A 22,721-nucleotide genomic window follows, 5' to 3' on the forward strand; every position below is an offset into this window, starting at 1 on the left:
GGCACCGCGCTGTTCAGCCCTCCGCCAGCCCGCATTGCACCGGCCTCGCGCCCAGCAGCGCGGTCAGCACGGCCGGCTCGATGCTGACCAGATAGCCGCGCCGGCCGCCATTGATATAGATGCGCTCGAGCGCCAGCACACCCTCCTCGACATAGACCGGCATGCGCTTGCGCGTGCCGAACGGCGAGGTGCCGCCGACCAGGTAGCCACTGTGGCGCTGCGCGACTTCGGGCTTGCACGGCTGCACGCTCTTGCAGCCGATCTGCCGCGCCAGGTTCTTGGTCGACACGGTGCGGTCGCCATGCATCAGCACGATCAGCGGCTGTGCCTTGTCGTCTTCCATCACCAGCGTCTTGACCACGTGATGCTCGTCGACGCCGAGCTGCTTCGCCGATTCCTCGGTGCCGCCGTGCTCGACATAGTCATACGGGTGCTCGCCGAAGGCGATGCCATGCTGGCGCAGCATCTGCGTGGCCGGCGTTTCGGAGATATGTCTGGTCTTTGCCATGGCGTTCGCTCGCGCGGTCAGCCGCGCGGATGATGCTGCTGATGCAGGACACGCAGCCGTTCGCGCGCGACGTGCGTGTAGATCTGCGTGGTCGAGATATCGGCATGGCCAAGCAGCAGCTGCACCACGCGCAGGTCGGCGCCGTGGTTCAGCAGGTGCGTCGCAAAGGCATGGCGCAGCGTATGCGGCGACAGCGGGGCGTGGATCTCGGCCTGGCGCGCATAGCGCTTGATCAGATACCAGAAGGCCTGACGCGTCATCGCCTCGCCGCGCTGGGTCACGAACAGCGCGTCGCTGCCGCGCTGGCCCAGCAGAGCGGGACGGGCGCTGGCCAGATAGCGGCGCAGCCAGACGCCGGCCTCGGCGCCGAACGGCACCAGCCGTTCCTTGTTGCCCTTGCCGCTGACCACACGCGCCACGCCTTCGTTCAGGCCGATTTCGACCGTCTTCATCTGCGTCAGCTCGGATACGCGCAGGCCGCTGGCGTACATCAGCTCCAGCATCGTGCGGTCGCGCAGGCCGAGCGGCGTGTCTATGTCCGGCGCCTGCAGCAGCGCCTCGACCTGGGCCTCGCTCAGCGTCTTCGGAAAGCGCGGGGGCTGCTTGGCGGCGCGCAGCAGCAGGCAGGGGTCGGCCTGGACCAGATGCTCGCGCAGCGCCCAGCGGTAGAAGCGCCGGAATACTGCGAGCCGCCGGTTCGCCGACGACGCCCGCGTGTCCGGATGGCGCGCGGCGAAGTAGCCGGACAGCGCGCCGTCGTCGGCCGCCAGCAGCGCCACGCCGCGCTCGCCGCGCAGCCAGCGCGCCAGCAGCGCGAGATCGCGGCGGTAGGCGTCGATGGTGTTGCGCGCGAGTCCGTCTTCGAGCCACAGCGCGTCGCAGAAGCGGTCGACCAGCGTCAGGTCGGCGGCGATGTCCGCTTCGCGCTGCGCATCGCCATCGTCGGCGCGGTCGTCAAGCGGCGCAGGCTGGTCCGTCAGCGCCGCCCTGCTGTCGTGCGCCGCGTTCACAGCAGCATCACCCGCTCGTGGCGCAGCAGCCAGCGTTTGACTTCGAGATGGAAGCCGTCCTCGCCGTGATGCGCGAAGCCGCCCAGGCCCTTGGCGCCGACCACGCGATGGCAGGGCACCACCAGCGGGAAAGGGTTGTCGCCGCAGGCCTGGCCCACCGCGCGCGCGGTGCCGCCGACATTGGCCGCCAGTTCGCCATAGGTCGCGGTGCGGCCGCACCGCACCGTGCGGATCGCCTGCCAGACGCGGCGCTGGAACTCGGTGCCGGTGCCCGCCAGCGGCACGTCGAGCGGCGCGTCGGGATCGGCGTAGTAGGCCTCCAGCTGCGCCGCCAGCTGCCGGATCGGCGGCAGGTCGGCGCCGCGCAGCGCGAAACGCTCGGGCAGGAAGTGGATCGCGTGGATGCACTGCGCATCGGCACGCACGCCGATGCGGCCGAATGGCGCGGCCAGGATGGCATCGAAGCGGGCGGCGAGCCTGGCGTCGCGATCGGGCTGGAGCGAGGCCGGAGGAGAATCCGTCGACGGATTCGGATGGAGCTGCATGGGCGGGACAACGGTCGATCCGGATACCGGATTCTAGTGCGTCGGGCGCGAGGGGCGAAAAAAAAACCGCGACGAGTGCGCGGCTGCCTTTGCCGAGGCTTCGGGGAGAACTCCCTCTCCCGCAAGCGGGAGAGGGGCGTACTGCCAAGGGCGAACTATTGGCCCATCACTGCTCGAGCTTGATGTTCTGCACCTTGACCAGGTTGCGCATCTTGTCGAACTCCTTCTTGATCTCGGCGGCGTGCTGCGCCGGCGAGTTGCCCGACGGCTCGGCGCCGGCGGCGATCAGGCGTTCGCGGAAGCCCTTGTCCTGCAGCGCCTTGACGGCGGCCTCGTTCAGCTTCTTGATGATGTCGTCGGGCGTGCCGGCCGGCGCCACCAGGCCGTACCAGGCCGGATCGTTCGGCTCCTTCAGGCCCATTTCGCCGAAGGTCGGCACGTTGGGCAGCGAGTCCAGGCGCTTCTCGGCGGCCACCACGATCGGGCGCAGCTTGCCGGCCTTGATGTGCGGCATCGATGAGGGCAGGTTGTCGACCATGATCGGCACCTGGCCGGCCAGCACGTCGTTCAGCGCCGGGCCCGCGCCGCGGTAGGGGATATGGACCATGAAGGTCTTGGTCGAGACCTTGAACTGCTCGCCCAGCATATGGCCGAAGCCGCAGGTGCCCGACGACGCGTACGAGTACTTGCCCGGGTTGGCCTTCAGCGCGGCCAGGAATTCCTTGTAGTCCTTGGCCGGGAAGTTCGGGTTGACCGCGATCACGTTGGCGACGTTGGCCAGGTTCGTGATGGGCTTGAAGTCCTTGATCGGGTCGTACGACAGCTTCGGATTGCAGGCGGGGTTGACCGCCATCGTCGACACCGTCGAGATGCCGATCGTGTAGCCGTCCGGCGCCGCCTTGGCGATCGCGTCGGCGCCGATCGAGCCGCCGCCACCGGCGCGGTTCTCGACCACCACCGGCTGGCCCAGGATCTTGCTCATCTGGTCGGCCGCGCCGCGGCCGACGATGTCGGTGGTGCCGCCCGGGGCGAACGGAATGATCAGCTTGATCGGCTTGCTCGGATAGTTGCTCTGTGCCTGTGCCAGCGAGGCGCAGGCGGCCAGACCCAGGGCCAGGGCAATGTGTTTGCTTTGCATGAGATCGTGTCTCCCGTCGTGAAGCCGGACGGAGAGTGTCCGTCCAGAACTGAAAATGCCGGCCAGGGACCCGGTAGGGCCCGCCACGCCGGCGCGATGCATCGGCGGCCGGTCAGCCGCCGAGCAGGCCACGCTTCAGATCGCGATCGACCGGGCGTTCGCCCAGGAAGATACGCAGCACGGCCTGGTAGAAATCCTCGCCGGGGATCGGTTTGCCGCGCGGCGTGCCATTGACGGCGATCACCGTGCCGCTGTCCGGCGTGTAGTCGAAGTCGATCACGTCGCCCTTGCGCGCGGTGCCGACCTGGTTCATCGCCTGCTCCAGCTGGTGCAGGCGATCGGCGAACTTCTCCAGTTGCGCCTCGTTGTGGTTCTCGCGCATGCCTTCGTTCAGCGCCTTGACGAAGGTGCTCGATTCCACCTCGCGCAGCGGCCGGATCTGCAGCCGCTTCGGACCCTTGGCGCCCAGCACCACGGCGGCGTTGCGCACCTTCTCCGGCAGATACAGCGCGGCCACATAGCCCTTGACGATGAACACCGAACGCAGGCCGGCGCCGTTGAGCTGCAGTTCCTTGCCGCCGAGGCGGGTCGCCTCGTCCAGCCGCACGCCCTCGATCTCGATCGCGCTCGCCGCCACCGGCAGCGCGCCCGCCACGGCCACGCAGCAGATCGCCAGCCACTGACGCAGGCGGCGTGCGGTCCGTGCGGTCCGGTCCAGCGGAGCGCGGGCGGAAGGGTGGCGGGGGGCAGGCATGGCGGGGCGGTACATCGAGGACGGAATGGGAAGCGGAATGAGATCGACGGAAATGCCGGAGCGTGCCATCTTCCGGGTTTTCTGAAACAATACCAATCCGTATCTGCCCTAGGGCGCACTCCGGGCCGCCTCGGCGCGCCGCCGGAACGCGGTCCGCACGGGCTGCGGCCATCGTTGCTGCCACCTTCCTGACATCCTTCGACGCGCCCCCCGCGTCCCGACAACAACAAGACGCCGATGTCGCCTGCTCTGCTGATGGTGCCCGATTTCAGCCTGATCCTGATCGGCTGGCTGCTGGTGCGCTATACCTCGTTCGATCGCGGCTTCTGGTCCGGCGTCGAACGGCTGGTCTACTTCGTGTTGTTTCCCGCGCTGCTGCTGCAGGCGACCAACAGCGCGGTATTCGATTTCTCGACCACCTCGGCGATGCTCGGGCTGGCGGTGCTGACCACGGTGTTCGGCATGGCCGCCGGCTACGCGGTCAAATGGGTGCTGCGGCCCAATCCGGTCGATTTCGCCTCCGGCCTGCAGACCGCGTTCCGCTTCAATTCGTATATCGCGCTGGCGCTGGCATCGCGGCTGGGCGGCAGCGAAGGGCTGGCGATGATGGCGGTGATCGTCGGCTGCGTGGTGCCGATGTGCAATGTGGCCGCGGTGTGGGCACTGGCGCGGCACGGCGAGGCGCGGCTGTGGCGCGAGCTGGCGCGCAATCCGCTGATCCTGGCCACCGCCGGCGGGCTGATCACCAATCTGATCGGGCTGCATCCGCCCGAGGTCCTCGGCATGACGCTGGCCCGGCTGGGCTCGGCCTCGACGGCGCTCGGCCTGATGACGGTCGGCGCGGGCCTGCAGATGCGCGGCGCGGTCGGTACGGTCGGGCCGGTAGCCTGGTGGACCGGCGTCAAGCTGCTGGCGATGCCGGCCTTCGCCTGGGCCGTCGGCCGGCATCTGCCGCTGTCGCCGCTGCAATTGCAGATCGCGGTGCTCTATGCCGCGATGCCGACCGCATCGAGCGCCTATATCCTCGCGGTCCGCATGGGCGGCAACGGGCCGATGGTGGCCGCGGCGATTTCCGCGATGACGGTGTCGGCGATCTTTACCGCGCCGTTGTGGTTGGCGCTGGTCAGCTAGGCGGCTGCAGGCGAGGCTGCTACCCCGACCGCGGCTGCGGCTGCCACCGGGGCGGCGGCCGTGGCCGCTGCTACCGCGGCCGTGGCTGCGGCGACTGCGGCCGCTGCGCGAGCGCCCAGGCGACGTGCTCGCGCACCAGCGCCGACGGATGTTCGGCGCGCGCCAGCAGGGCCGCGCGAATGCGCTCGGCCTGCGCCGGCGCGCCGGCTCCGCGCAGCGCATTGCCCAGCCCCACGGCCAGATTGCGCAGCCAGCGCTCGTGGCCGATGCGCCGGATCGGACTGCCTTCGAGGCGCCGATTGAATTCTTCCTCGCTCCAGCCGAACAGCTCCACCATGTCGGGCGCGTCGAAGCCGTTGCGCACGGCGAAGTCGGGCAGCGTCGCACGGTGCGCGAACTTGTTCCACGGGCAGGCCAGTTGGCAGTCGTCGCAGCCATAGACCCGATTGCCCATCGGCGCGCGCAACTCCTCGGGAATCGCGCCCTTGTGCTCGATGGTGAGGTAGGAGATGCAGCGGCGCGCATCGAGCCGGTACGGGCCGACGATGGCCTGGGTCGGGCAGATGTCGATGCAGCGGCGGCACTGGCCGCAATGCGCGGAGGCGGGCGGGTCGACCGGCAGCGGCAGATCGACCAGGATCTCGCCGAGGAAGAACATCGAGCCGCCGTCGCGGTCCAGCAGCAGCGTGTGTTTGCCGCGCCAGCCCAGGCCGCCCTGGCCGGCCAGCGCGACTTCCATCACCGGTGCCGAGTCGGTGAAGACGCGATAGCCGAACGGGCCGATCGCGCCCTCGATGCGGCCGGCCAGCTGCTGCAGGCGCGTGCGCAGCACCTTGTGATAGTCGCGGCCGCGGGCGTACAGCGAGATCGTGGCCGCGGTGCCGCCGGCCTCGACCTGCGCCAGCCGCGCGAACTCGCGCGCGCGCCAGTCGCCGCCATCATCGTCGTCTTCGGCATCGGTGGAAGCGGGCAGATAAGGCATGCGCGCGACGATCGCGCGCACCGTGCCGGGCACCAGTTCGGCCGGCCGCGCGCGCTTGAGCCCATGGTTCGCCATATAATCCATGTCGCCATGGCAACCCTGCGCCAGCCATTCGAGCAGACCAGCTTCGGCATGGCTCAGGTCCACGTCGGCGACGCGCACGTCGTCGAAGCCGAGCGCCGCGCCCCAGGCGCGAATCTGCGCGACCAGCGCATGCGGATCCGCGCCGGTGGCGTGCTGCGCCGCTGGCGTCCCGCTGAGAACGGCGTCAGGCGCCTGTGCTGCTCGGTCGATCATCCCTGAATTGTACGCAATGCCCCTGCTCGAAGAACGCACCGTGATCCTGCCCGACGAAGCGGCCACCGGCCGCCTCGGCGCGGCGCTGGCCGGCGCGGTGCGCGCCTTGCCGCCGCAGACGGTGCACGTCCAGCTGTCGGGCGATCTCGGCGCGGGCAAGACCACGCTGTCGCGCGCGGTGCTGCGCGCGCTCGGCCATGCGGGCAAGGTCCGCAGCCCGACCTACACGCTGTGCGAGCCGTACCAGGTCGCGCGCGCCGACGGTTCGCCGCTGACCGTCTATCACTTCGATCTCTATCGTTTCGCCGATCCCGAGGAGTGGCTCGACGCGGGATTTCGCGACTGTTTTGCCGAGCCGGCCTTCAATCTGGTCGAGTGGCCGGAGAAGGCCGCCGCGCTGCTTGGGGAACCCGACCTGCACCTGTTGCTCCAATCGGACACCTCGCCCAGCGATGAGGCCGCCGATCGGCGAGTCGCGATCCTGCGGGCCTATACTCCAACCGGACTTCTCCTGCTGCACGCATGCTGATCAAGCGCCTCGCCACCGACCGTCCCGATGAACTGCTGCTCGCCCGCCGCAAATGGCTGGCGCAATGCCTGAAAGCCGGCGCCGGAACGGTCGTGCTGACGCTCGCGGGTCCGCAGATCGCGGCCGGCGCCGGCATCGTCGCGGTACGGGTCTGGCCGGCCGAGGACTATACGCGCGTGACGATCGAATCGGACGAGCGACTCGCCGCGGTCCACACGATGGTGCGCAATCCCGATCGGCTGGTGGTCGATATCGATGGCCTGGACCTGTCGCCGACGCTGCGCGAGCTGGTCGCCAAGATCACGCCCAACGATCCGTATATCCAGTCCGTCCGCGTGGGCCAGAACCGGCCGCGCGTGGTCCGGCTGGTGTTCGACCTGAAGGAAGACATCTCGCCGCAGGTGTTCACGCTGGGGCCGATCGGCCAGTACCGCAACCGGCTGGTGTTCGATCTGTACCCCGTCAATCCGCCCGATCCCTTGTGGAAGCTGGTGCGCGAGACCGAGGACAAGCAGCGCCGCTTCGCCTCGACGCCGGCCACCGACAGCGCCGACAGCGTGGCCGGCGCGCCGCCGAGCAGCGAAGAGGACGCGATCGCCGCGCTGGTGCGCCAGTTCGAAGACCAGGCGAAGACGCCGGCCACGCCGCCGCTGCCCGCCAATCCGCCGGTCGCCGCCACCAGACCGAAGCCGCCCGCCGGCTCGCCGGCGACCCAGCCGCCGCAGCCTCAGGCGCCGCTCGCACAGGACAAGCCGGGCAAGAACGATCCGGCCGACGATCCCGCGCCGTCGCGCTTCAAGATGCGCCGGCTGCTGACGGTCGCGATCGATCCCGGCCATGGCGGCGAGGACCCGGGCGCGATCGGCGCCGCCGGCTCGCGCGAGAAGGACGTGGTGCTGCAGATCGCCAAGCGCCTGCGCGCCAAGATCGATGCGCAGCCCAATATGCGGGCGATGATGACGCGCGACGCCGACTTCTTCGTGCCGCTGAACGTGCGCGTGCAGAAGGCGCGCCGCGTCAAGGCCGACCTGTTCGTGTCGATCCACGCGGACGCCTTCGTCAAGCCGGAGGCGCGCGGCGCCTCGGTGTTCGCGCTGTCCGAGCGCGGCGCGTCGAGCTCGGCCGCGCGCTGGCTGGCCAACAAGGAGAACGCGGCCGACCTGATCGGCGGCGCCAACATGAACAACAAGGACGCGCAGGTCGCGCGCGTGCTGCTGGATCTGTCGACCACCGCGCAGATCAACGACAGCCTGCGCGTCGGCAAGGCGGTGCTGTCCGAGATCGGCGGCATGCATCAGCTGCACAAGGCCCATGTCGAGCAGGCGGGCTTCGCCGTGCTGAAGGCGCCCGACATCCCGTCGATCCTGATCGAGACCGCCTTCATCAGCAACCCGGAAGAAGAGCGCAAGCTCAACGACGAGGCCCACCAGGAGCAGCTGGCCAACGCGATCCTGCGCGGCATCCGCGGCTACTTCGCGCGCAATCCGCCGCTGTCGCGCAGCCCGTCGGTGTAAGGGCGCCTCGCCATCGACGTCACGATCCAAAGAAAAGGCCGGCAAATCGCCGGCCTTTCTTGTTCGATGGCAACGCTTGTCGTCCTTGCGAAGGCGGGAACCCCGGTGGCTTGTCGGGACGCCGGCGTCCCGCTTGCGCGGGAACGGCACCAGGCGGTGCCGACGTTCCCGGTCAGGCCCGCGCGACCGCGCCTTCGATCTGCTCGCGGTTGGCGTAGCGCGAGGCCATCACCGAGCAGACGATAAGCTGCAGCTGGTGGTAGACCATCAGCGGCAGCACCAGCAGGCCCAGCGCCGGATGGCCGGCGAACAGGATCTTGGCCATCGGGATGCCGTTGGCCAGGCTCTTCTTCGAGCCGCAGAACACCGCGGTGATCTCGTCCTCGATCGCGAAACCCAGCCGCCGTGCGACGAAGGTCGTGGTGGCCAGGATCGCGAACAGCAGCACCGCCGCCAGCGCCATCACCGAGGCGATGGTCTGCCAGCTGTACTGGTGCCACAGGCCTTCGGCGGTGGCGTCGCAGAACGACGAATAGACGATCAGCACGATCACGCCGCGGTCGATCTTGCTGGTGATGGCCTTGTGCCGGCCCAGCCAGGCGCCGATCACCGGACGCGCCAGCTGGCCCAGCGCGAACGGCAGCAGCAGTTGCAGCGCCACGCCGGTCAGCGCCTTGCCCAGCGGCATCGATGCGCCGCTGGCGCTGATCACCAGGCCCATCAGCAGCGGGGTCAGCGCCATGCCGATCAGTCCGGAGATGGTCGCGTTGAAGATCGCGCCGGGCACGTTGCCGCGCGCCATCGAGGTCATCGCCACCGACGACGAGACCGTCGACGGCAGCGCGCACAGGAAGAACACGCCAAGCAGCAGGTCGGCCGGCAGCTGGTCGTGCAACGCGAACATCAGCGCCGCGCCGATCAGCGGGAACACGACATAGGTGAAGACCTGCACGAAGGTATGCAGGCGCCAGTGCTTCGCACCGGCGACCAGCTTGTCGCGCGACAGCGCGGCACCGTGCAGGAAGAACACCAGCGCGACGCCGAGGCTGGTCACCAGCCCGAGATGCAGGGGACCGTCGCCGGTGCCGAGTTCCGGCGCGGCCAGCGCCACAGCGATCGCGGCCAGCATGATCAGCACGAAGCCGTCGATCAGATCGTAGAGTTTCTTGAAGGGATTCAGCAGGAAGGACATGACTGCGTGGACTGAAGCGCACCGGAGCGGCGCGCCGGGACGGATGGGTTAAAAAGAAAAGGAATAGCCAGAAACCGGTGGAATCAGGGTTAACGCTGGTATTGGACGACAGTCCTGTCTAGAATGCAAATTCATTTGTCGTATTCATTGATATGGTTAACGCATGAATTACACGTTGCGGCAGTTGCGGGTCTTCCTGGCGGTGGCCTCGCACGGCAGTTTCAGCCGCGCCGCCGACGCGGTCGGACTGACCCAGCCGGCGGTCAGCCGGGGCGTGGCCGAGCTGGAGGAGGCGCTCGGCTTGCGGCTGCTGGACCGCACCACGCGCGAGGTGGTGCTGACCGATGCCGGCCAGGCGCTGGTGCCCGCGCTGGAACGGCTGCTCGGCCAGCTCGACGACACGCTGGAGGAGACGCGGCAGCTGGGCGAGCGCTACCGCGGCAGGGTGGTGATCGCCAGCGCCCCGACGATCTCGGCGCGGCTGATGCCGCTCTATGTGGCCGCCTGCGCCCGGCAATATCCGGAGGTCCGGCTGTCGGTGCGCGACAACGTGCAGGCGGACGGGCTCGAGCAGATCCGTGCCGGCGCGGTCGATTTCGGCGTGCTGATCGACCCGCTGGCCAGCGAAGGGCTGGAAACCGTGCCGCTGGGCACCGATCCGTTCTGCTTTGTCTGCCGCGACGACGATCCGTTGGCAAAACGCGACACGGTGTCGTGGTCCGCGCTCGATGGCGTACCGCTGGTGCTGCTGGATTTCGCCTCCGGCAGCCGCCCGCTGATCGATCGCGTGTTCGCGATGCATGGCGTGACGCCGCGCGTCGTGCAGGAGCTGGGCCACTCGGCCAGCGTCTTCGGCATGGTGCAGGCCGGCATCGGCGCGTCGGTGCTGCCGTCGTTCTCGCTGCCGCTGCCGGCCGCGTCGAATCTGGTCTGGCGCCCGCTGGTGCCGCAGGAGCAGCGGCGCATCGTGATGGTCCGCCGCGAGGACCGCTCGCTGTCACCGGCGGCGGCGGCGGTGTGGGAGATGGTCAGGACGATGCCGATTCCGGCGGCTTGAGGTTTGCTGGCGGGCGGCGGGAAACCACCCCTCTCCCCCGAGGGGGAGAGGGAGAACACAATCGGGGACGGCTGGCGGCGCTGGTTTTCTCCCCTCTCCCGCGTGCGCGATGTACAGAAGGGAGGGAGAACACAATCGGGGACGGCTGGCGACGCCGGTTTTCGCCCCTCTCCCGCTTGCGGGAGAGGGGCGGGGGAGAGGGCAGCGGCGGCCGTCATGCCACCGCCGCCGCCATCGCCCTCAATCCTCCTCAATCCCCCTCAATCCCCCATCGCGACCCCTTCCCGCCGCGGATCGGCGCCGCCGAACCACATCGGCTTGCCGTTGACGCGCACGCGCATGATGCCCTGCAGGCCGGAGGTCTGGTCCATCACGCGCACGTCATGCCCGCGCGCCTTCAGCCCTTCGACCAAGGCGTCCGACACCCGCCCCTTCTCCAGCTCGGTCGGGCCGTTGCGCGAGCCCACGTTCGGCAGCGAGATCGCCTGCTGCACGTTCAGGTCCCAGTCCAGCGTGCCGACCAGCGTCTTGGCCACGTAGTTGATGATGGCCGAGCCGCCGGGCGAGCCGGCCGTCATCACCAGCTCGCGGGTTTGCCGGTCGAACACCAGCGTCGGCGCCATCGACGAGCGCGGCCGCTTGCCCGGCTGCACGCGGTTGGCGACCGGCTTGCCGTCTTCCTCGGCGACGAAGGAGAAGTCGGTCAGCTGATTGTTCAGCAGGAAGCCGCGCACCATCTGGCGCGAGCCGAACTGGTCCTCGATCGTGGTGGTCATCGACAGCGCATTGCCGTAGCGGTCGACCACCGAGATGTGCGAGGTCGACGGAAATTCCGGCGCGCGGTCGCGGCCCAGCGCCACCGTGGCGCCGGCCGGCGTGCCGGCGCTGGCCTTGCCCATGCTGCGCTCGCCGATCAGCGCGGCGCGGCTGGCGAGATAGCGCGGATCGACCAGGCTGCGCCAGTCGCCGCCGGGCAGCGGCACGAAGTCGGTATCGGCGACGTACTGATTGCGGTCGGCGTAGGCCAGCCGGCCGGCCTCGGCGAACAGATGCGCGCCCTCGACCGAGGGCTCGAGCCCGACGTCGTTGCGCTGCGGCCTGGCCGCGCCGATCTGTCGCGCTGGCGGCAGCGCCTGCAGGATGCCCAGCATCTGCGCGACCGCGATGCCGCCCGACGACGGCGGCGGCATGCCGCAGACGGTCCAGCGGCGATAGTCGGTGCAGATCGGCTGCCGCACCTTCGGCCGGTAGTCGGCGATGTCCCTGGCGGTCAGCAAGCCGGGATTGGTCGGATGCGAGCGGACCTTGGCGGCGATATCGCGGGCGACATCGCCGCGGTAGAAGGCATCGGCGCCGCGTGCGGCGACGCTGCGCAGCACCGCTGCCAGCTCGGGATTGCGCAGCACGGTGCCAGCGGCCTTGGGCGTGCCGTCGGCGTTGTAGAAGTAGGCGCGCGCGGTCGGATCCTTCATCAGGTCCTGGTCCTGCGCGATGATCGTCGCCAGCCGCGGGCTGATCGCGAAGCCCTGCTCGGCCAGCCGGATCGCCGGCTCGAACAGCCGCCGCCAGGGCAGCTTGCCGTGCTGTCGATGCGCGAGCTCGAGCATCCGCAGCACGCCGGGCGCGCCGACCGAGCGGCCGCCGACCAGCCCCTGGCGGAACGGCATCACCTTGCCGTCCGGGCCGTAGAACAGCCGCTCGGTGGCGGCCGCGGGCGCGGTCTCGCGGCCGTCGTAGGCCTGCACCTGCTTGCCGTCGAAATGCATCAGGAAGGCGCCGCCGCCGATGCCGGACGAATTCGGTTCGACCAGATTGAGCACCATCTGCGTGGCGATCGCCGCATCGATCGCGGTGCCCCCGGCCTTCAGCATGTCGTAGCCGGCCTGGGTGGCGAGCGGATTGGCGGCGGCCACCATGAACGAACTGGCGGTCCAGCCTGGCTTGTCGGTCCAGCCGGAGGCGCCTTCGGGCGCCGGGGGAAGGGCGGTGGTGCCCGGGGCGGGGGTGCTGGCGGCGGGGGTGGCCGGGGCCGGCGCCGCCGTGGTGCCGGCGTCCTTGCCGGCCTGCGGGGCCGCGCAGGCCGCCAGCAGCAGCGCGGCCAGCGTGCCGGCCAGCCTGGCCGTCGGTGGCCATCCGTTGACGGCGGCGGTGGAAAGGAACGGCGGAACCGGCGAACGTGGCGGCATGCTGCACTCCCTTTGAGGCCTATGAGGTACAGCGATTGTAGTCACTGCTGCCCATCGCCGTGCCATGGACAGCACAATCGGCCTCGCGCTGCCGTTTGTCGGCGGCCGTCAAAGGCGGCCGGGCCGCCGGGCCGCCATTGTGCAGAGAGTGCCGGCTTACTTCGGTTGCATCCGGATCGCGCCATCGAGCCGGATCACCTCGCCATTGAGCATGGTGTTGCCGATGATCGCCTGCACCAGTTGCGCGTACTCCGCCGGGCGGCCCAGCCGCGGCGGGAACGGCACCATCTTGCCGAGCGCGTCCTGCACCTCCTGCGGCATGCCCAGCAGCATCGGCGTCTCGAAGATGCCGGGGGCGATCGTCATGCAGCGCACGCCATCGCGCGACAGATCGCGTGCCACCGCCAGCGTCATGCCGACCACGCCGCCTTTCGATGCGGCGTAGGCGGCCTGGCCGATCTGGCCGTCGAAGGCGGCCACCGAGGCGGTGTTGACGATGATGCCGCGCTCGCCGCCATCGTCCGGGGTGTTCTGCACCATCGCCGCGGCGGCCAGCCGGATCATGTTGAAGGTGCCGATCAGGTTGATGCGGATGGTCTTCTCGAAGGCGTCCAGCGGGTGCGGGCCATTCTTGCCGACGGTCTTGTTGGCGGTCGCGATGCCGGCACAGTTGATCAGCCCCGCCAGCCGTCCCATGCCCACCGCGGCGTCGACGACCGCTTGGCCGTCGGCTTCCGAGGTCACGTCGCAGCGGACGAAGCGGCCGCCCAGCTCTTCGGCCAGCGCGGTGCCGGCGGCCTCGTTCAGGTCCGCGATGACGACCTTGCCGCCCTGTTCGGCCAGCATGCGGGCCGTGCCCGCGCCCAGGCCGGAAGCGCCGCCGGTGACGATGAATACGTTGTCTCGGATCTGCATCGATTGTCTCCTCGGGGTTGGCAGCGCCGGTCGACACCGCGCCGGCGCATGAAGATGAAGAACGAACGGCGAATATAACGTTTACGTAAACGTCAAGCATCGCGCCGTATTGTAAAGGCCCGCGCGGCGCGCCGATAGCGCTCACGAGAATCGTAAGCCCGCAACCATTCGCGCCAGATGTCAGGACCCCATCTGGCTAGAGTGCGCTCACGTCACACCTCGGGAGTCCCGCCGTGAGCGATTTCCATGCTGGCTGGATGCGCAGCCGCCCATCGACGCCAACGCTGGATGGGGCCGAGCCTGGGCTCCATTGCGGGCCCCACCGCGGGCTCCACTGCGCCCGGAAGGCGGTGCACTCGACGCCGGGCGCCGGTGCCATCCGACTCGATCTGGCCGAGCCGCAGGGAACATTCGGCGCCGTGCGGCAGTTCATCCGCGATCTGCGCGTGGGCCGGCCAACCTTGCGGCTGGATACGACGGGCATCTCGCTGATGTCTTCCGCCGTGCAGGAGGCCGAGCCGCTGTTCGAGGCGGCCGACGCGATGTCTCCGGACCTGGTCCAGGCCAGCGACGTACTGCCGGCGGGCGACGCGGTCCTTGGCGTGGTCGACCTGGTCAGGACGGCGGCTGGCAAGGTCCGGACCGCGCAACAGCTCCGCGCCTCGGAGCCGGGCTACCGCCGCGCGGTCGCCGCGCTGGCTCGAACGCGCCTGCCGGAACACGTCGAGCGGCGCAAGACCGCGCTGAAGGCGGCGCGCCATTGGATCGGCGCCTGCCTGTCGACCCCGGCCCGGCACGATGGCACGCCGGCACCGGCCCTTGCCGCACACCGGCTGCCGCGGCACGGCGCCGCCTATCTTCCCGACACGTTCCGCCAGGCGCTGACCGCCGGCAACGGCGATGCCGTTGCGCTGTGACAGGCCGCCATGGACGTGATCGACCGCGAACTCGCCTTGATCGACGGGCAACGCGACGCCATGCTGCGGCAACATGGCGCCGATCTTCTCGGCCACGACGCCGTCACGCGAAACGATCGTCGCGCCACGCGGCGACTGCGCGGCAGTGCCATTGCCTGCCTCCGCGACAGCAGCCTGCAGGCGCTGCGCGTCGGCTACGAAACCAGTCCGATCCCGGCGTCCGGGTGGGAGGCGCCCTTGGATCTCGGGCTGATTCCCGGCGACATGCTGTCGCTCGGCCTCGGCGCGGCGATTGGCCTGGCCCAGGTCGGTTGCGGGATCGGCGAACTGGCGGAGGCGCGGCGGCATGATGCCACGCTGCGGAAGGTGGACGCGGCGATCCGCGACAATCTGCGCCGACTGTCGGCCGATCCCGTGCGGCGCAGGCGGCTGCAATCGCCCGCCGCGACCGAGGCGCTGCACTGGTTCGCCCGCGGACAACGTCGCTGGCGCGAGCGTGCGCGCGGGCTGGCGCGCCGGGCCGCTGTCCGCATTGCCTATGGCGTCGGCACCGTGCTGCTGTCGGGCGCCGGCATGGCAACGATGGTGGTAGCCGGCACGGCGGCACTGGCGACCCCGGCAGCGCCGCTGCTGGTCGCGCTCGGCGGTGTGCTCGGCGGCGCCTGGTTCCTGTTCACGTTGATCCGCATCGCGATGCGGTTCGCACGCCGCCGTGCCGATATGTGGGAGCGCGAACGGTTGGCGCACGCGATCCGAAGCGGCGCCGCGCGTGGCCTGTGCGCGGACACGCTGGCCCAGTGCAGCCTGGCGCAGCTCGAGGCCTTGCGGCACGAAAGCCAGGCGCTGTCAGGCAATCGCCATTGGCAGGCCGCGGTGCTGGCGCGACGGTTGCTGATCGACGATCCAGCCGGCAACACCGCTGGCAACTCCGCCGGCAAGATCGCCGGAAAGGCCGCCCGGCTCGAGGCCTCGGCCCTGCTGCAGGCACTGGGCATGTCCAGGATGTCCACCACGCTGCTGAAACACGCCGGCTTCGAGCTGGCCTATCGCACGATCTTCCATCATCTGCATGGCGATGGCGCGCAGGCGGCCTGGCACGACGGGACCTTTCATCGCGTGCAGGCATCCGGCGTGGCGGGCGTGCCCGCGCCCGGCGGCTGACCTCGTGCAACGGCAATGAAAAAGGCGGCCAATGGCCGCCTTTGCGCTTTCCCGATCGGGCAGGGCTTCGGTGACTTACTTCAGCGCCTCGAACACGCGCGCCGTGATTTCGTCGACCGAACCGACGCCGCTGATCTTGCGATACTGCGGCGGCGCGACGCTCGCGCCAGGCGCGCCCTTGGCGGCCCAGTCCGAGTAGTAGTCGACCAGCGGACGGGTTTGCTGCGCGTAGACATCGAGACGTTTGCGCACGGTCTCTTCCTTGTCGTCGTCGCGCTGGATCAGCGGCTCGCCGGTTTCGTCGTCGACGCCGGGGGTCTTGGGCGGGTTGTACTTCAGGTGATAGGTACGGCCCGAGGCGGCATGCACACGGCGGCCGCTCATCCGTTCGATGATCGCGTCGAACGGCACGTCGATTTCCAGCACGTAGTCGATCGGCACGCCGGCTTCCTTCATCGCCTCGGCTTGCGGAATCGTGCGCGGAAAGCCGTCGAACAGATAGCCGTTGCGGCAATCGTCCTGCTTCAGGCGGTCCTTGACCAGGCCGATGATGATGTCGTCGGAGACCAGACCGCCCGCGTCCATCACCTTCTTCGCCTCGATGCCCAGCGCAGTGCCGGCCTTGACCGCGGCGCGCAGCATGTCGCCTGTGGAGATCTGCGGGATGCCGAACTTCTCGCAGATGAACTTGGCTTGCGTGCCTTTGCCGGCGCCGGGGGCGCCCAACAGGATCAAACGCATTTACGGGTCCTCAGAGTTTTGAATCCGGTATGGCGGGGGAATGGAAGGAGGGTAACGCCGAAACTTGACGTGTGGCTTACCGCGCGATGGTCAGGCACGCAGGCGCCGCCATGGCTGGTGACCGGCGCGGTCCGCATGCGGTTCGCATGGGCGCAAGCCGGACGGCTCATTCTTCATCTCCCCACCGAGCTTGCGTCGTCGCCCGCATTGACGGCGACAGCGGCTCTTTATTGGCGAGCATTATGCCACGAGGCAGCCGGGAATCGGCCTGCCGCGGCGGTCAACGGTGTGTAAACCGGAGCGGGCGAATGGCCCGCTCCGTGCGGGATTGCGCCGGTCTGCGCTCAGCGGCCGATGGCCGCCGAGGTCTCGGACCACAGCGCGCGCACGCGCTCCAGATCCGCGGGCGTATCGACGCCTGGGGCAGGCGCGGCGTCGGTGGCGAGCACCGCGATGCGTTCGCCATGCCACATCGCACGCAGCTGTTCGAGCGCTTCGGTCTGCTCGACCGGCGCGGCGGCCAGCGCCGGAAAGCGGCGCAGGAAGCCGGCACGATAGGCGTACAGGCCGATATGGCGCAGCACCGGCATGTCGGGCAGCGGCACCTGCGCGCTGGCGGCAGGGGCCGACGGCACGCCGGACCAGGCATCGCGCGCCCAGGGAATCGGCGCGCGCGAGAAATACAGCGCGCGGCCGGCGCTGTCGCACACGACCTTGACCACATTGGGATTGAAGACCTCGCCGATCTCGTGCAGCGGATGGGCGGCCGTGGCGATCGCGCAGTCGGGATGCGCGGCCAGATGCCCGGCCACTGCGTCGATCAGCGCCGGCGCGATCAGCGGTTCGTCGCCTTGCACGTTGACCACGATCGCATCGTCGTCCAGCGACAGCAGCGTGGCGACCTCGGCCAGCCGGTCGGTGCCGGTGGCATGGTCGGTGCGCGTCAGCAGCGCTTCGATGCCATGCTCGGCGCAGGCGGCACGCACGCTGTCCGCATCGGTGGCGACCACGGTGCGCCGTGCCGACGAGGTGCGGGCGCGCTCGGCGACGCGCACGATCATCGGCTTGCCTGCGATATCGGCCAGCGGCTTGTTGGGAAGACGCGTCGACGCGAGCCGCGCGGGAATGACGACGGTGAAATCGGCGAGCGACATCGAGCCAGGCCTCAGGTCGGATCGATGGCGCGGCCCGGTACCGACTGGCGGGCCTCGTCGGCCAGCATCACCGGAATGCCGTCGCGGATCGGATAGGCCAGCTTGTCGGCATGGCAGATCAGTTCCTGCGCGGCGCGGTCGTATTCGAGCTTGCCCTTGCACAGCGGGCAAACCAGGATTTCAAGCAGCCGGTTGTCCATCTTGGTGTTCCTTGGTGTGGCTGGCCGCGGCGGCGGCGGCGCCAGTGGCCGCGGTCGGCGCTGCCTGGCAGCGCGCAATGACGGTGCGGCGAATTCGATCGATCAGACCCGGATCGATCACGGGCCTGGTGGGGACGACCCAGATGCGCGGGTCGAGCGGCTCGCGAAGCCGGTCGCATTTTACGGCATCCTTCTCGGTGATCAGGATCGCCTCGGCGGCCTGCGCGGCCGGATGGTCGACGAACGGGTCCTCGGCGAAATCGTAGTGGTCCGGCAGCGGCAGCGTATCGGGCTGCAGGCCCGCGCCGCGCAGGCTGGCGAAGAAGCGTTCGGGGTTGCCGATGCCGGCCGCGGCCAGCACGCGCCGTCCCGCGAAGGTCGATAGCGGCCGCACCATGGTCGGATCGGCGAGCTGCCAGGCCTGCTCGAGCTCGAGCCGCATGCCGTAGACCTCGGGCCGGTCCGGCGTCGCGCGGAAATACGGATCGTTGATCAGCGTGGCATCGCGGCGGCGCGACAGCGGCTCGCGCAGCGGGCCCGCCGGCAGCAGCCAGCCGTTTCCGCCCATGCGGCCGTCGAACATCACGATCTCGAAGTCGCGCTGCAGCCGGTAGTGCTGCAGGCCATCGTCGAGCAACAGCACATTGATGCCCGGATGCGAGACCAGCATCGCCTGTGCACAGGCGACGCGGTCGGGAAAGACCCAGACCGGCACGTCGGTCGAGCGCGCGATCAGCAGCGGTTCGTCGCCGACGTCCTCCGCCTTCGAGGTCGCCTTGACGCGGCGCGGCCGCTCCAGCTTGACGCCATAGCCGCGCGAGACCACGCCGGGACGCAGCCCGGCCTCGCACAGCGCGTCGGCCAGCGCGATCACCGCCGGCGTCTTGCCGGTGCCGCCCACCGTCACGTTGCCGACCACGACCACCGGCATCGGCAGCCGCGTCGACTTGAACCAGCCGCGCCGGTACGCCAGCCGCCGCAGGGCGCTGATCGCAGCGAACACGCCGGCGAACGGCAGCATCAGCCAGGCAAACCAGCCGCGGCGTTGCCACTGGCGGGTAACGAAGTCGGACAGCAGATGGCGGGCAGCGGGCATGGGCAGAAGGAGAGCGGTTTTCGCCAGAGTCTATCGTGTCGCGGTGGGGCGGCATGGTAGTGCGCCCCTGTCCCGCTCGCGGGACGGAGGTTTGGGGAAGGGGGCAAGCGGCACTTGCCGTGTCAGCGCTGCTTGACGCCACCCCCTCTCCCCGACCCTGTCCCCTGAGGGGAGAGGGAGAACGCAATCGAACCTGACCGGCGCTGGTCGGAGGCCGGCGCCTACCGCGTCCCGCCGCTCTGCGTCGCGAACGTCAGCCGCGACAGCCCGGCAATCCGCGCGGCTTCCATCACGTTGACCACCGACTGGTGGCTGGCCTGCGCATCGGCGCTGACAATCAGTACCGGCGCCTGCGCCGCCGCGGTGCCGGCCAGCGCGCGCAGCCGCTCGGTCAGGCCGGCGACGTCGCGCACGCCGACACGTTCCTTGTCGATCGCGTATTCGCCGCTGGCCGACACCGACACCACGATTTCGCGTGGCCGCTGCTGCGAACTTTGCGCCTCGGCGGTCGGCAGCTGGATGCGCAGCTCGGTGTAGCGCGAATAGGTAGTCGTGATCATCAGGAAGATCAGGATCACCAGCAGCACGTCGATCAGCGGGATCAGATTGATCTCGGGCTCGTCGCGCCTGGCACGGGTACGGAATCGCATGGCCTGCATCCGCCTTCAAGCGCGCCGCTGCGGCAGGATCGCGTCGAGGAACGTGGCCGCGCGCGATTCCAGCTCGGCCACGTAGTCGTCGACGCGCCGGCGGAAATAGCGCCAGAAGATCAGCGCCGGGATCGCGACCATCAGGCCGAAGGCGGTGTTGTACAGCGCCACCGAGATGCCGTGCGCCAGTTGTTCGGGATTGGCGCCGGTGCCGCCCTGGCTGCCGAAGATCTCGATCATGCCGATCACGGTGCCGAGCAGACCCATCAGTGGCGCGACCGAAGCGATCGTGCCCAGTGCGTTCAGATAGCGTTCGAGCTCGTGCGCGACCGCGCGGCCGGCTTCCTCGACCGCGTCCTTGGCGGCGTCGCGCGACGTGTCGGGCTGGGCGATCACGTGCCGCAGTCCGGCTGCCAGCACGCGGCCCAGCGGCGAATCGCGTTCGAGCGAATCGACCACGTCCGGCGTCGCGCGCCGTTGCCGCGCGACCGTCAGCGCCTGGTCGTACAGCCTGGCCGGCAGCACCTTGCTGCGCTTCAGGCTCAGCGAACGTTCGACGATCAAGGCCAGCGCAATGACAGAGGCCACCAGCAACGGCCAGATTGGCCAACCGGCCGCTTCAATGATGGAAAACACAAGGACACCCCGAGTCGCCGGCGCAAAGGGAAGGGACTGTGGCAGGCCGGCGTAAAAAAACAGGCGCCACTCTAACGCGCGGTCCCCGGCGCGGCAAGCCGACAGGGCGGACGCGATCCACTTTCAGACATGTCCACACCGGACAGGGACAGTGCTGTGGATCGATTGTGGAAAGCGGGCGGACAGGCGTGCCAAGTCCTTGATTGCAAAGGGCGAACACCGTCCTGCTTAAAAAATGGGCAGAAGGGTCGGCAGGCCCGGCAGGCCGTCGGACACGCCGGTAACGGCGCATCGCCGTCATTGCGTCGCGCGGCTTTCCACACCGCAGCGGGACAGGATTGTGGAACAGGTGTGGAAAGACGCCTGACAAGCGCCCCAAGTCCTTGATCCACAAGCGATTATCTTGCGCTGCCTAAAAATTGTGCAACCGTGTCCAAACGGCTCGCCGCGTCGGTATCGAGCAACGGAAATCCAAAAGTCGACCTCTTTCCACATCGCGGCGGGACAGCGTTGTGGAGCGCCTGTGGATAAGCCCGGGAGAAGCGGGACAAGGGCTTGATCTGTAAGGCAATTCCCCGGGCTGCCTAAAAAAGCGGCAATGCCGCAAGCCGCCAGAGGCGTCGCTTTCCCGTTCACGTCGTTTGCATTTCGGTGCGGGAGCGACGTTTCGTCCACCGCGCTGCGTGTGCGCCCGCACGGTCGGTGTTACCGCGCTGTAGTTGTCCAGAGTTCCTGTGGATAACTTTGTGAACAAGCTGGTGTGGACAAATGGTAAGTGATTGACGCGTAAGAGAAATTCTTACATTGCTTAAAAAGTGATGTCCGGGAAAGTCATTAAGAATCAAAGGCTTGTGTCAAGCCCCACGAAACACGGGCCGTTTCAGGCACCCTACAGCGAAGGGCTTGACAGAGCGGTTATGCTGTGGACATGTCCATCTGACGCCGCTTCGGAGGCGATTTGCCATGTCTGAACCATTCTCGTTTCCGCCTTCGCCAGTCACCCGGACGGCACCCGGCGGGCGCGAAGTGATCCCGGTCGGCGAACTGAACCATGCGATCGCATCGGTACTCGAACGCAACTTTCCGTTGGCCTGGGTGCGTGGAGAAATTTCCAACCTGACGCGCGCGTCGAGCGGGCACTGGTATTTCTCGCTGAAGGATGCGCGTGCGCAGATCCGCTGCGTGATGTTTCGCGGACGAAACCAGCATGTCGACTTTCCGGTGCGCGAAGGCGAGGCCGTCGAAGTGCGTGCGCTGGTGTCGATGTACGAGGCGCGCGGCGAGGTCCAGCTCAATGTCGAAGCGATGCGGCGCGCCGGCGTCGGCAATCTGTACGAGGCCTTTCTGCGGCTGAAGGACAAGCTCGCACGCGATGGTCTGTTCGATCCCGCACGCAAGCGTCCGATTCCGTCCCATCCGCACACGATCGGTGTCGTCACGTCGTTGCAGGCCGCGGCGCTGCGCGATGTGCTGACGACCTTGCGCCGGCGCGCGCCGCATATCCAGGTGCTGGTCTATCCGGTGCCGGTGCAGGGCGCGGGCGCCGCCGACAAGATCGCGGCGATGCTCGACACGGTCAGCGCGCGGGCCGAGTGCGACGTGGTGATCCTGTGCCGCGGCGGCGGCAGCATCGAGGACCTGTGGTCGTTCAACGAGGAAGTGGTTGCCCATGCCGTGGCCCGCTGCGCGCTGCCGGTGGTCTGCGGCGTCGGCCACGAAACCGACTTCACCATTGCCGACTTCGTCGCCGACGTGCGCGCGCCGACGCCGACCGGCGCGGCGGAGCTGGTCAGCCCGGATCGCGCGCATCTGCTGGCGCAGGCCGCGCGTGCGCGCGACGCGCTCGGCCAATGCATGCGCCGCCAGCTCGAGCGGCGCGCCCAACATCTGGACTGGCTGGCGCGGCGCGTGCGCAGCCCGCAGGCGCAACTGCAGGAGCGGCGCGGACAGCTCGACAATCTCGCGCGACATCTGCGCGCGGCATGGCGCGACAACCTGGTGGCGCGCCGCCATCGGCTGCAGCTGTGGTCGATGCGCTGGCGCGCGCAACGTCCCGACGCAAGCGCAGGGCAAGCGGAACTTGCCCGACTGGTGACACGGATGCACGCCGCCAGCGAACGCCAGCACGAACGTGCCGCGCAGCGCCTGCATCGCGCCGCCGGTGCGCTCGAACTGCTGGCGCCGCAACGCACGCTCGAACGCGGCTATGCAGTGCTGCTGGACCCGCGCGGCAAGGCGCTGCGGGCCCCTTCGGAGTTGCGCGCCGGCGGCCGCCTCGAGGTCCATCTGGCCGAGGGCGTGGCCGATATCGGCATCGCCAGCGTGCAGGCCAAACTGCTCGATCTATAGGGCCTTCGGCAGGCGCCTGCGTGGACCCTTCGACGGGCGCCGCATCGTCGCGGCATCGG

Annotated in this window: 22 protein-coding genes; 7 read left to right on the forward strand and 15 right to left on the reverse strand. The window is 69.0% G+C overall.

Features of this window, described 5'->3' with window-relative positions; all coding sequences use genetic code 11:
* Nucleotides 1-13: 13 nt before the first annotated feature.
* From ybaK to F7Q96_RS06890, 5 genes are all read right to left on the reverse strand, one after another.
* The gene (gene ybaK, locus F7Q96_RS06870; protein ID WP_006579148.1) at nt 14-508 is read right to left on the reverse strand and encodes a Cys-tRNA(Pro) deacylase; all 495 of its coding nucleotides are present in this window, start codon (nt 506-508) and stop codon (nt 14-16) included.
* A 17-nt stretch (nt 509-525) separates the two neighbouring features.
* On the reverse strand, nt 526-1,422 hold the full coding sequence (xerD, locus tag F7Q96_RS06875) for a site-specific tyrosine recombinase XerD (protein WP_053823177.1): 897 nt from the start codon (nt 1,420-1,422) through the stop codon (nt 526-528).
* Between the two features lie 92 nt (nt 1,423-1,514).
* Complete coding sequence (locus F7Q96_RS06880; protein WP_226994758.1) at nt 1,515-2,063, reverse strand: methylated-DNA--[protein]-cysteine S-methyltransferase; 549 nt, start codon at nt 2,061-2,063, stop codon at nt 1,515-1,517.
* Nucleotides 2,064-2,229: 166 nt separating this feature from the next.
* Nucleotides 2,230-3,201: a tripartite tricarboxylate transporter substrate binding protein BugE gene (locus F7Q96_RS06885; RefSeq protein ID WP_053822329.1), complete on the reverse strand. Its 972-nt coding sequence runs from the start codon at nt 3,199-3,201 to the stop codon at nt 2,230-2,232.
* A 112-nt stretch (nt 3,202-3,313) separates the two neighbouring features.
* A complete protein-coding gene (locus tag F7Q96_RS06890; protein WP_082371528.1) occupies nt 3,314-3,955 on the reverse strand; it encodes a chalcone isomerase family protein in 642 nt (213 codons plus the stop codon).
* 237 nt (nt 3,956-4,192) lie between these two features.
* Between F7Q96_RS06890 and F7Q96_RS06895 the strand changes: the two genes are divergently transcribed.
* Complete coding sequence (locus tag F7Q96_RS06895; RefSeq protein ID WP_053822328.1) at nt 4,193-5,086, forward strand: AEC family transporter; 894 nt, start codon at nt 4,193-4,195, stop codon at nt 5,084-5,086.
* A 70-nt stretch (nt 5,087-5,156) separates the two neighbouring features.
* Here F7Q96_RS06895 and queG read toward each other — a convergent pair whose 3' ends face one another.
* Nucleotides 5,157-6,365: a tRNA epoxyqueuosine(34) reductase QueG gene (gene queG / locus F7Q96_RS06900; protein WP_053822327.1), complete on the reverse strand. Its 1,209-nt coding sequence runs from the start codon at nt 6,363-6,365 to the stop codon at nt 5,157-5,159.
* 16 nt (nt 6,366-6,381) lie between these two features.
* Between queG and tsaE the strand changes: the two genes are divergently transcribed.
* Both tsaE and F7Q96_RS06910 read left to right on the forward strand, forming a co-directional pair.
* A complete protein-coding gene (gene tsaE, locus F7Q96_RS06905; RefSeq protein ID WP_053822326.1) occupies nt 6,382-6,894 on the forward strand; it encodes a tRNA (adenosine(37)-N6)-threonylcarbamoyltransferase complex ATPase subunit type 1 TsaE in 513 nt (170 codons plus the stop codon).
* Complete coding sequence (locus F7Q96_RS06910; RefSeq protein WP_053822325.1) at nt 6,888-8,408, forward strand: N-acetylmuramoyl-L-alanine amidase; 1,521 nt, start codon at nt 6,888-6,890, stop codon at nt 8,406-8,408. Before tsaE ends, F7Q96_RS06910 begins: the two co-directional genes overlap by 7 nt.
* Nucleotides 8,409-8,580: 172 nt before the next feature.
* Here F7Q96_RS06910 and F7Q96_RS06915 read toward each other — a convergent pair whose 3' ends face one another.
* Complete coding sequence (locus F7Q96_RS06915) at nt 8,581-9,600, reverse strand: bile acid:sodium symporter family protein (RefSeq protein WP_053822324.1); 1,020 nt, start codon at nt 9,598-9,600, stop codon at nt 8,581-8,583.
* 163 nt (nt 9,601-9,763) lie between these two features.
* Here F7Q96_RS06915 and F7Q96_RS06920 point away from each other — a divergent pair, with 163 nt between their 5' ends.
* Entirely contained in the window at nt 9,764-10,657 is an 894-nt protein-coding gene (locus tag F7Q96_RS06920; protein WP_053822323.1) for a LysR family transcriptional regulator, read from the forward strand.
* 260 nt (nt 10,658-10,917) lie between these two features.
* Here F7Q96_RS06920 and ggt read toward each other — a convergent pair whose 3' ends face one another.
* Both ggt and F7Q96_RS06930 read right to left on the reverse strand, forming a co-directional pair.
* Complete coding sequence (gene ggt, locus F7Q96_RS06925) at nt 10,918-12,843, reverse strand: gamma-glutamyltransferase (protein ID WP_151022289.1); 1,926 nt, start codon at nt 12,841-12,843, stop codon at nt 10,918-10,920.
* Between the two features lie 156 nt (nt 12,844-12,999).
* Nucleotides 13,000-13,758 (reverse strand): 3-hydroxyacyl-CoA dehydrogenase, encoded by a 759-nt coding sequence (locus tag F7Q96_RS06930; RefSeq protein ID WP_053822322.1) that lies wholly within the window; start codon nt 13,756-13,758, stop codon nt 13,000-13,002.
* A 350-nt stretch (nt 13,759-14,108) separates the two neighbouring features.
* Between F7Q96_RS06930 and F7Q96_RS06935 the strand changes: the two genes are divergently transcribed.
* Together F7Q96_RS06935 and F7Q96_RS06940 are read left to right on the forward strand one after the other, a co-directional pair.
* Nucleotides 14,109-14,675 (forward strand): hypothetical protein, encoded by a 567-nt coding sequence (locus F7Q96_RS06935; RefSeq protein WP_151022290.1) that lies wholly within the window; start codon nt 14,109-14,111, stop codon nt 14,673-14,675.
* A gap of 9 nt (nt 14,676-14,684) precedes the next feature.
* Nucleotides 14,685-15,836, forward strand: a complete 1,152-nt coding sequence (locus F7Q96_RS06940) for a hypothetical protein (RefSeq protein ID WP_151022292.1) — start codon at nt 14,685-14,687, stop codon at nt 15,834-15,836.
* Nucleotides 15,837-15,911: 75 nt separating this feature from the next.
* Here F7Q96_RS06940 and adk read toward each other — a convergent pair whose 3' ends face one another.
* The 6 genes from adk to F7Q96_RS06970 all read right to left on the reverse strand — a co-directional run bounded on the left by adk (nt 15,912) and on the right by F7Q96_RS06970 (nt 20,313).
* Nucleotides 15,912-16,577, reverse strand: a complete 666-nt coding sequence (gene adk / locus F7Q96_RS06945) for an adenylate kinase (RefSeq protein WP_053822320.1) — start codon at nt 16,575-16,577, stop codon at nt 15,912-15,914.
* A 344-nt stretch (nt 16,578-16,921) separates the two neighbouring features.
* Entirely contained in the window at nt 16,922-17,731 is an 810-nt protein-coding gene (gene kdsB / locus F7Q96_RS06950; RefSeq protein ID WP_053822319.1) for a 3-deoxy-manno-octulosonate cytidylyltransferase, read from the reverse strand.
* 11 nt (nt 17,732-17,742) lie between these two features.
* The gene (locus F7Q96_RS06955; RefSeq protein WP_006579104.1) at nt 17,743-17,931 is read right to left on the reverse strand and encodes a Trm112 family protein; all 189 of its coding nucleotides are present in this window, start codon (nt 17,929-17,931) and stop codon (nt 17,743-17,745) included.
* Entirely contained in the window at nt 17,912-19,027 is a 1,116-nt protein-coding gene (gene lpxK / locus F7Q96_RS06960) for a tetraacyldisaccharide 4'-kinase (RefSeq protein WP_053822318.1), read from the reverse strand. The genes F7Q96_RS06955 and lpxK overlap by 20 nt, the downstream gene beginning before the upstream one ends.
* A 221-nt stretch (nt 19,028-19,248) precedes the next feature.
* Entirely contained in the window at nt 19,249-19,677 is a 429-nt protein-coding gene (locus F7Q96_RS06965) for an ExbD/TolR family protein (RefSeq protein WP_053823174.1), read from the reverse strand.
* Between the two features lie 15 nt (nt 19,678-19,692).
* Nucleotides 19,693-20,313 (reverse strand): MotA/TolQ/ExbB proton channel family protein, encoded by a 621-nt coding sequence (locus F7Q96_RS06970; RefSeq protein ID WP_053822317.1) that lies wholly within the window; start codon nt 20,311-20,313, stop codon nt 19,693-19,695.
* A gap of 963 nt (nt 20,314-21,276) precedes the next feature.
* Here F7Q96_RS06970 and xseA point away from each other — a divergent pair.
* Complete coding sequence (gene xseA / locus F7Q96_RS06975; RefSeq protein ID WP_082371525.1) at nt 21,277-22,662, forward strand: exodeoxyribonuclease VII large subunit; 1,386 nt, start codon at nt 21,277-21,279, stop codon at nt 22,660-22,662.
* Nucleotides 22,663-22,721 lie beyond the last annotated feature (59 nt).

The organism is Cupriavidus gilardii, assembly GCF_008801915.1.
Lineage (GTDB): Bacteria > Pseudomonadota > Gammaproteobacteria > Burkholderiales > Burkholderiaceae > Cupriavidus > Cupriavidus gilardii.

What these genes read in the sequence shown, in the direction of transcription:
- ybaK (WP_006579148.1), bottom strand. Translation starts at nt 508, where the DNA reads ATGGCAAAGACCAGACATATCTCCGAAACGCCGGCCACGCAGATGCTG.
- F7Q96_RS06880 (WP_226994758.1), bottom strand. Translation starts at nt 2,063, where the DNA reads ATGCAGCTCCATCCGAATCCGTCGACGGATTCTCCTCCGGCCTCGCTC.
- F7Q96_RS06885 (WP_053822329.1), bottom strand. Translation starts at nt 3,201, where the DNA reads ATGCAAAGCAAACACATTGCCCTGGCCCTGGGTCTGGCCGCCTGCGCC.
- F7Q96_RS06890 (WP_082371528.1), bottom strand. Translation starts at nt 3,955, where the DNA reads ATGCCTGCCCCCCGCCACCCTTCCGCCCGCGCTCCGCTGGACCGGACC.
- F7Q96_RS06895 (WP_053822328.1), top strand. Translation starts at nt 4,193, where the DNA reads ATGTCGCCTGCTCTGCTGATGGTGCCCGATTTCAGCCTGATCCTGATC.
- queG (WP_053822327.1), bottom strand. Translation starts at nt 6,365, where the DNA reads ATGATCGACCGAGCAGCACAGGCGCCTGACGCCGTTCTCAGCGGGACG.
- tsaE (WP_053822326.1), top strand. Translation starts at nt 6,382, where the DNA reads ATGCCCCTGCTCGAAGAACGCACCGTGATCCTGCCCGACGAAGCGGCC.
- F7Q96_RS06910 (WP_053822325.1), top strand. Translation starts at nt 6,888, where the DNA reads ATGCTGATCAAGCGCCTCGCCACCGACCGTCCCGATGAACTGCTGCTC.
- F7Q96_RS06915 (WP_053822324.1), bottom strand. Translation starts at nt 9,600, where the DNA reads ATGTCCTTCCTGCTGAATCCCTTCAAGAAACTCTACGATCTGATCGAC.
- F7Q96_RS06920 (WP_053822323.1), top strand. Translation starts at nt 9,764, where the DNA reads ATGAATTACACGTTGCGGCAGTTGCGGGTCTTCCTGGCGGTGGCCTCG.
- ggt (WP_151022289.1), bottom strand. Translation starts at nt 12,843, where the DNA reads ATGCCGCCACGTTCGCCGGTTCCGCCGTTCCTTTCCACCGCCGCCGTC.
- F7Q96_RS06930 (WP_053822322.1), bottom strand. Translation starts at nt 13,758, where the DNA reads ATGCAGATCCGAGACAACGTATTCATCGTCACCGGCGGCGCTTCCGGC.
- F7Q96_RS06940 (WP_151022292.1), top strand. Translation starts at nt 14,685, where the DNA reads ATGGACGTGATCGACCGCGAACTCGCCTTGATCGACGGGCAACGCGAC.
- adk (WP_053822320.1), bottom strand. Translation starts at nt 16,577, where the DNA reads ATGCGTTTGATCCTGTTGGGCGCCCCCGGCGCCGGCAAAGGCACGCAA.
- kdsB (WP_053822319.1), bottom strand. Translation starts at nt 17,731, where the DNA reads ATGTCGCTCGCCGATTTCACCGTCGTCATTCCCGCGCGGCTCGCGTCG.
- F7Q96_RS06955 (WP_006579104.1), bottom strand. Translation starts at nt 17,931, where the DNA reads ATGGACAACCGGCTGCTTGAAATCCTGGTTTGCCCGCTGTGCAAGGGC.
- lpxK (WP_053822318.1), bottom strand. Translation starts at nt 19,027, where the DNA reads ATGCCCGCTGCCCGCCATCTGCTGTCCGACTTCGTTACCCGCCAGTGG.
- F7Q96_RS06965 (WP_053823174.1), bottom strand. Translation starts at nt 19,677, where the DNA reads ATGCGATTCCGTACCCGTGCCAGGCGCGACGAGCCCGAGATCAATCTG.
- xseA (WP_082371525.1), top strand. Translation starts at nt 21,277, where the DNA reads ATGTCTGAACCATTCTCGTTTCCGCCTTCGCCAGTCACCCGGACGGCA.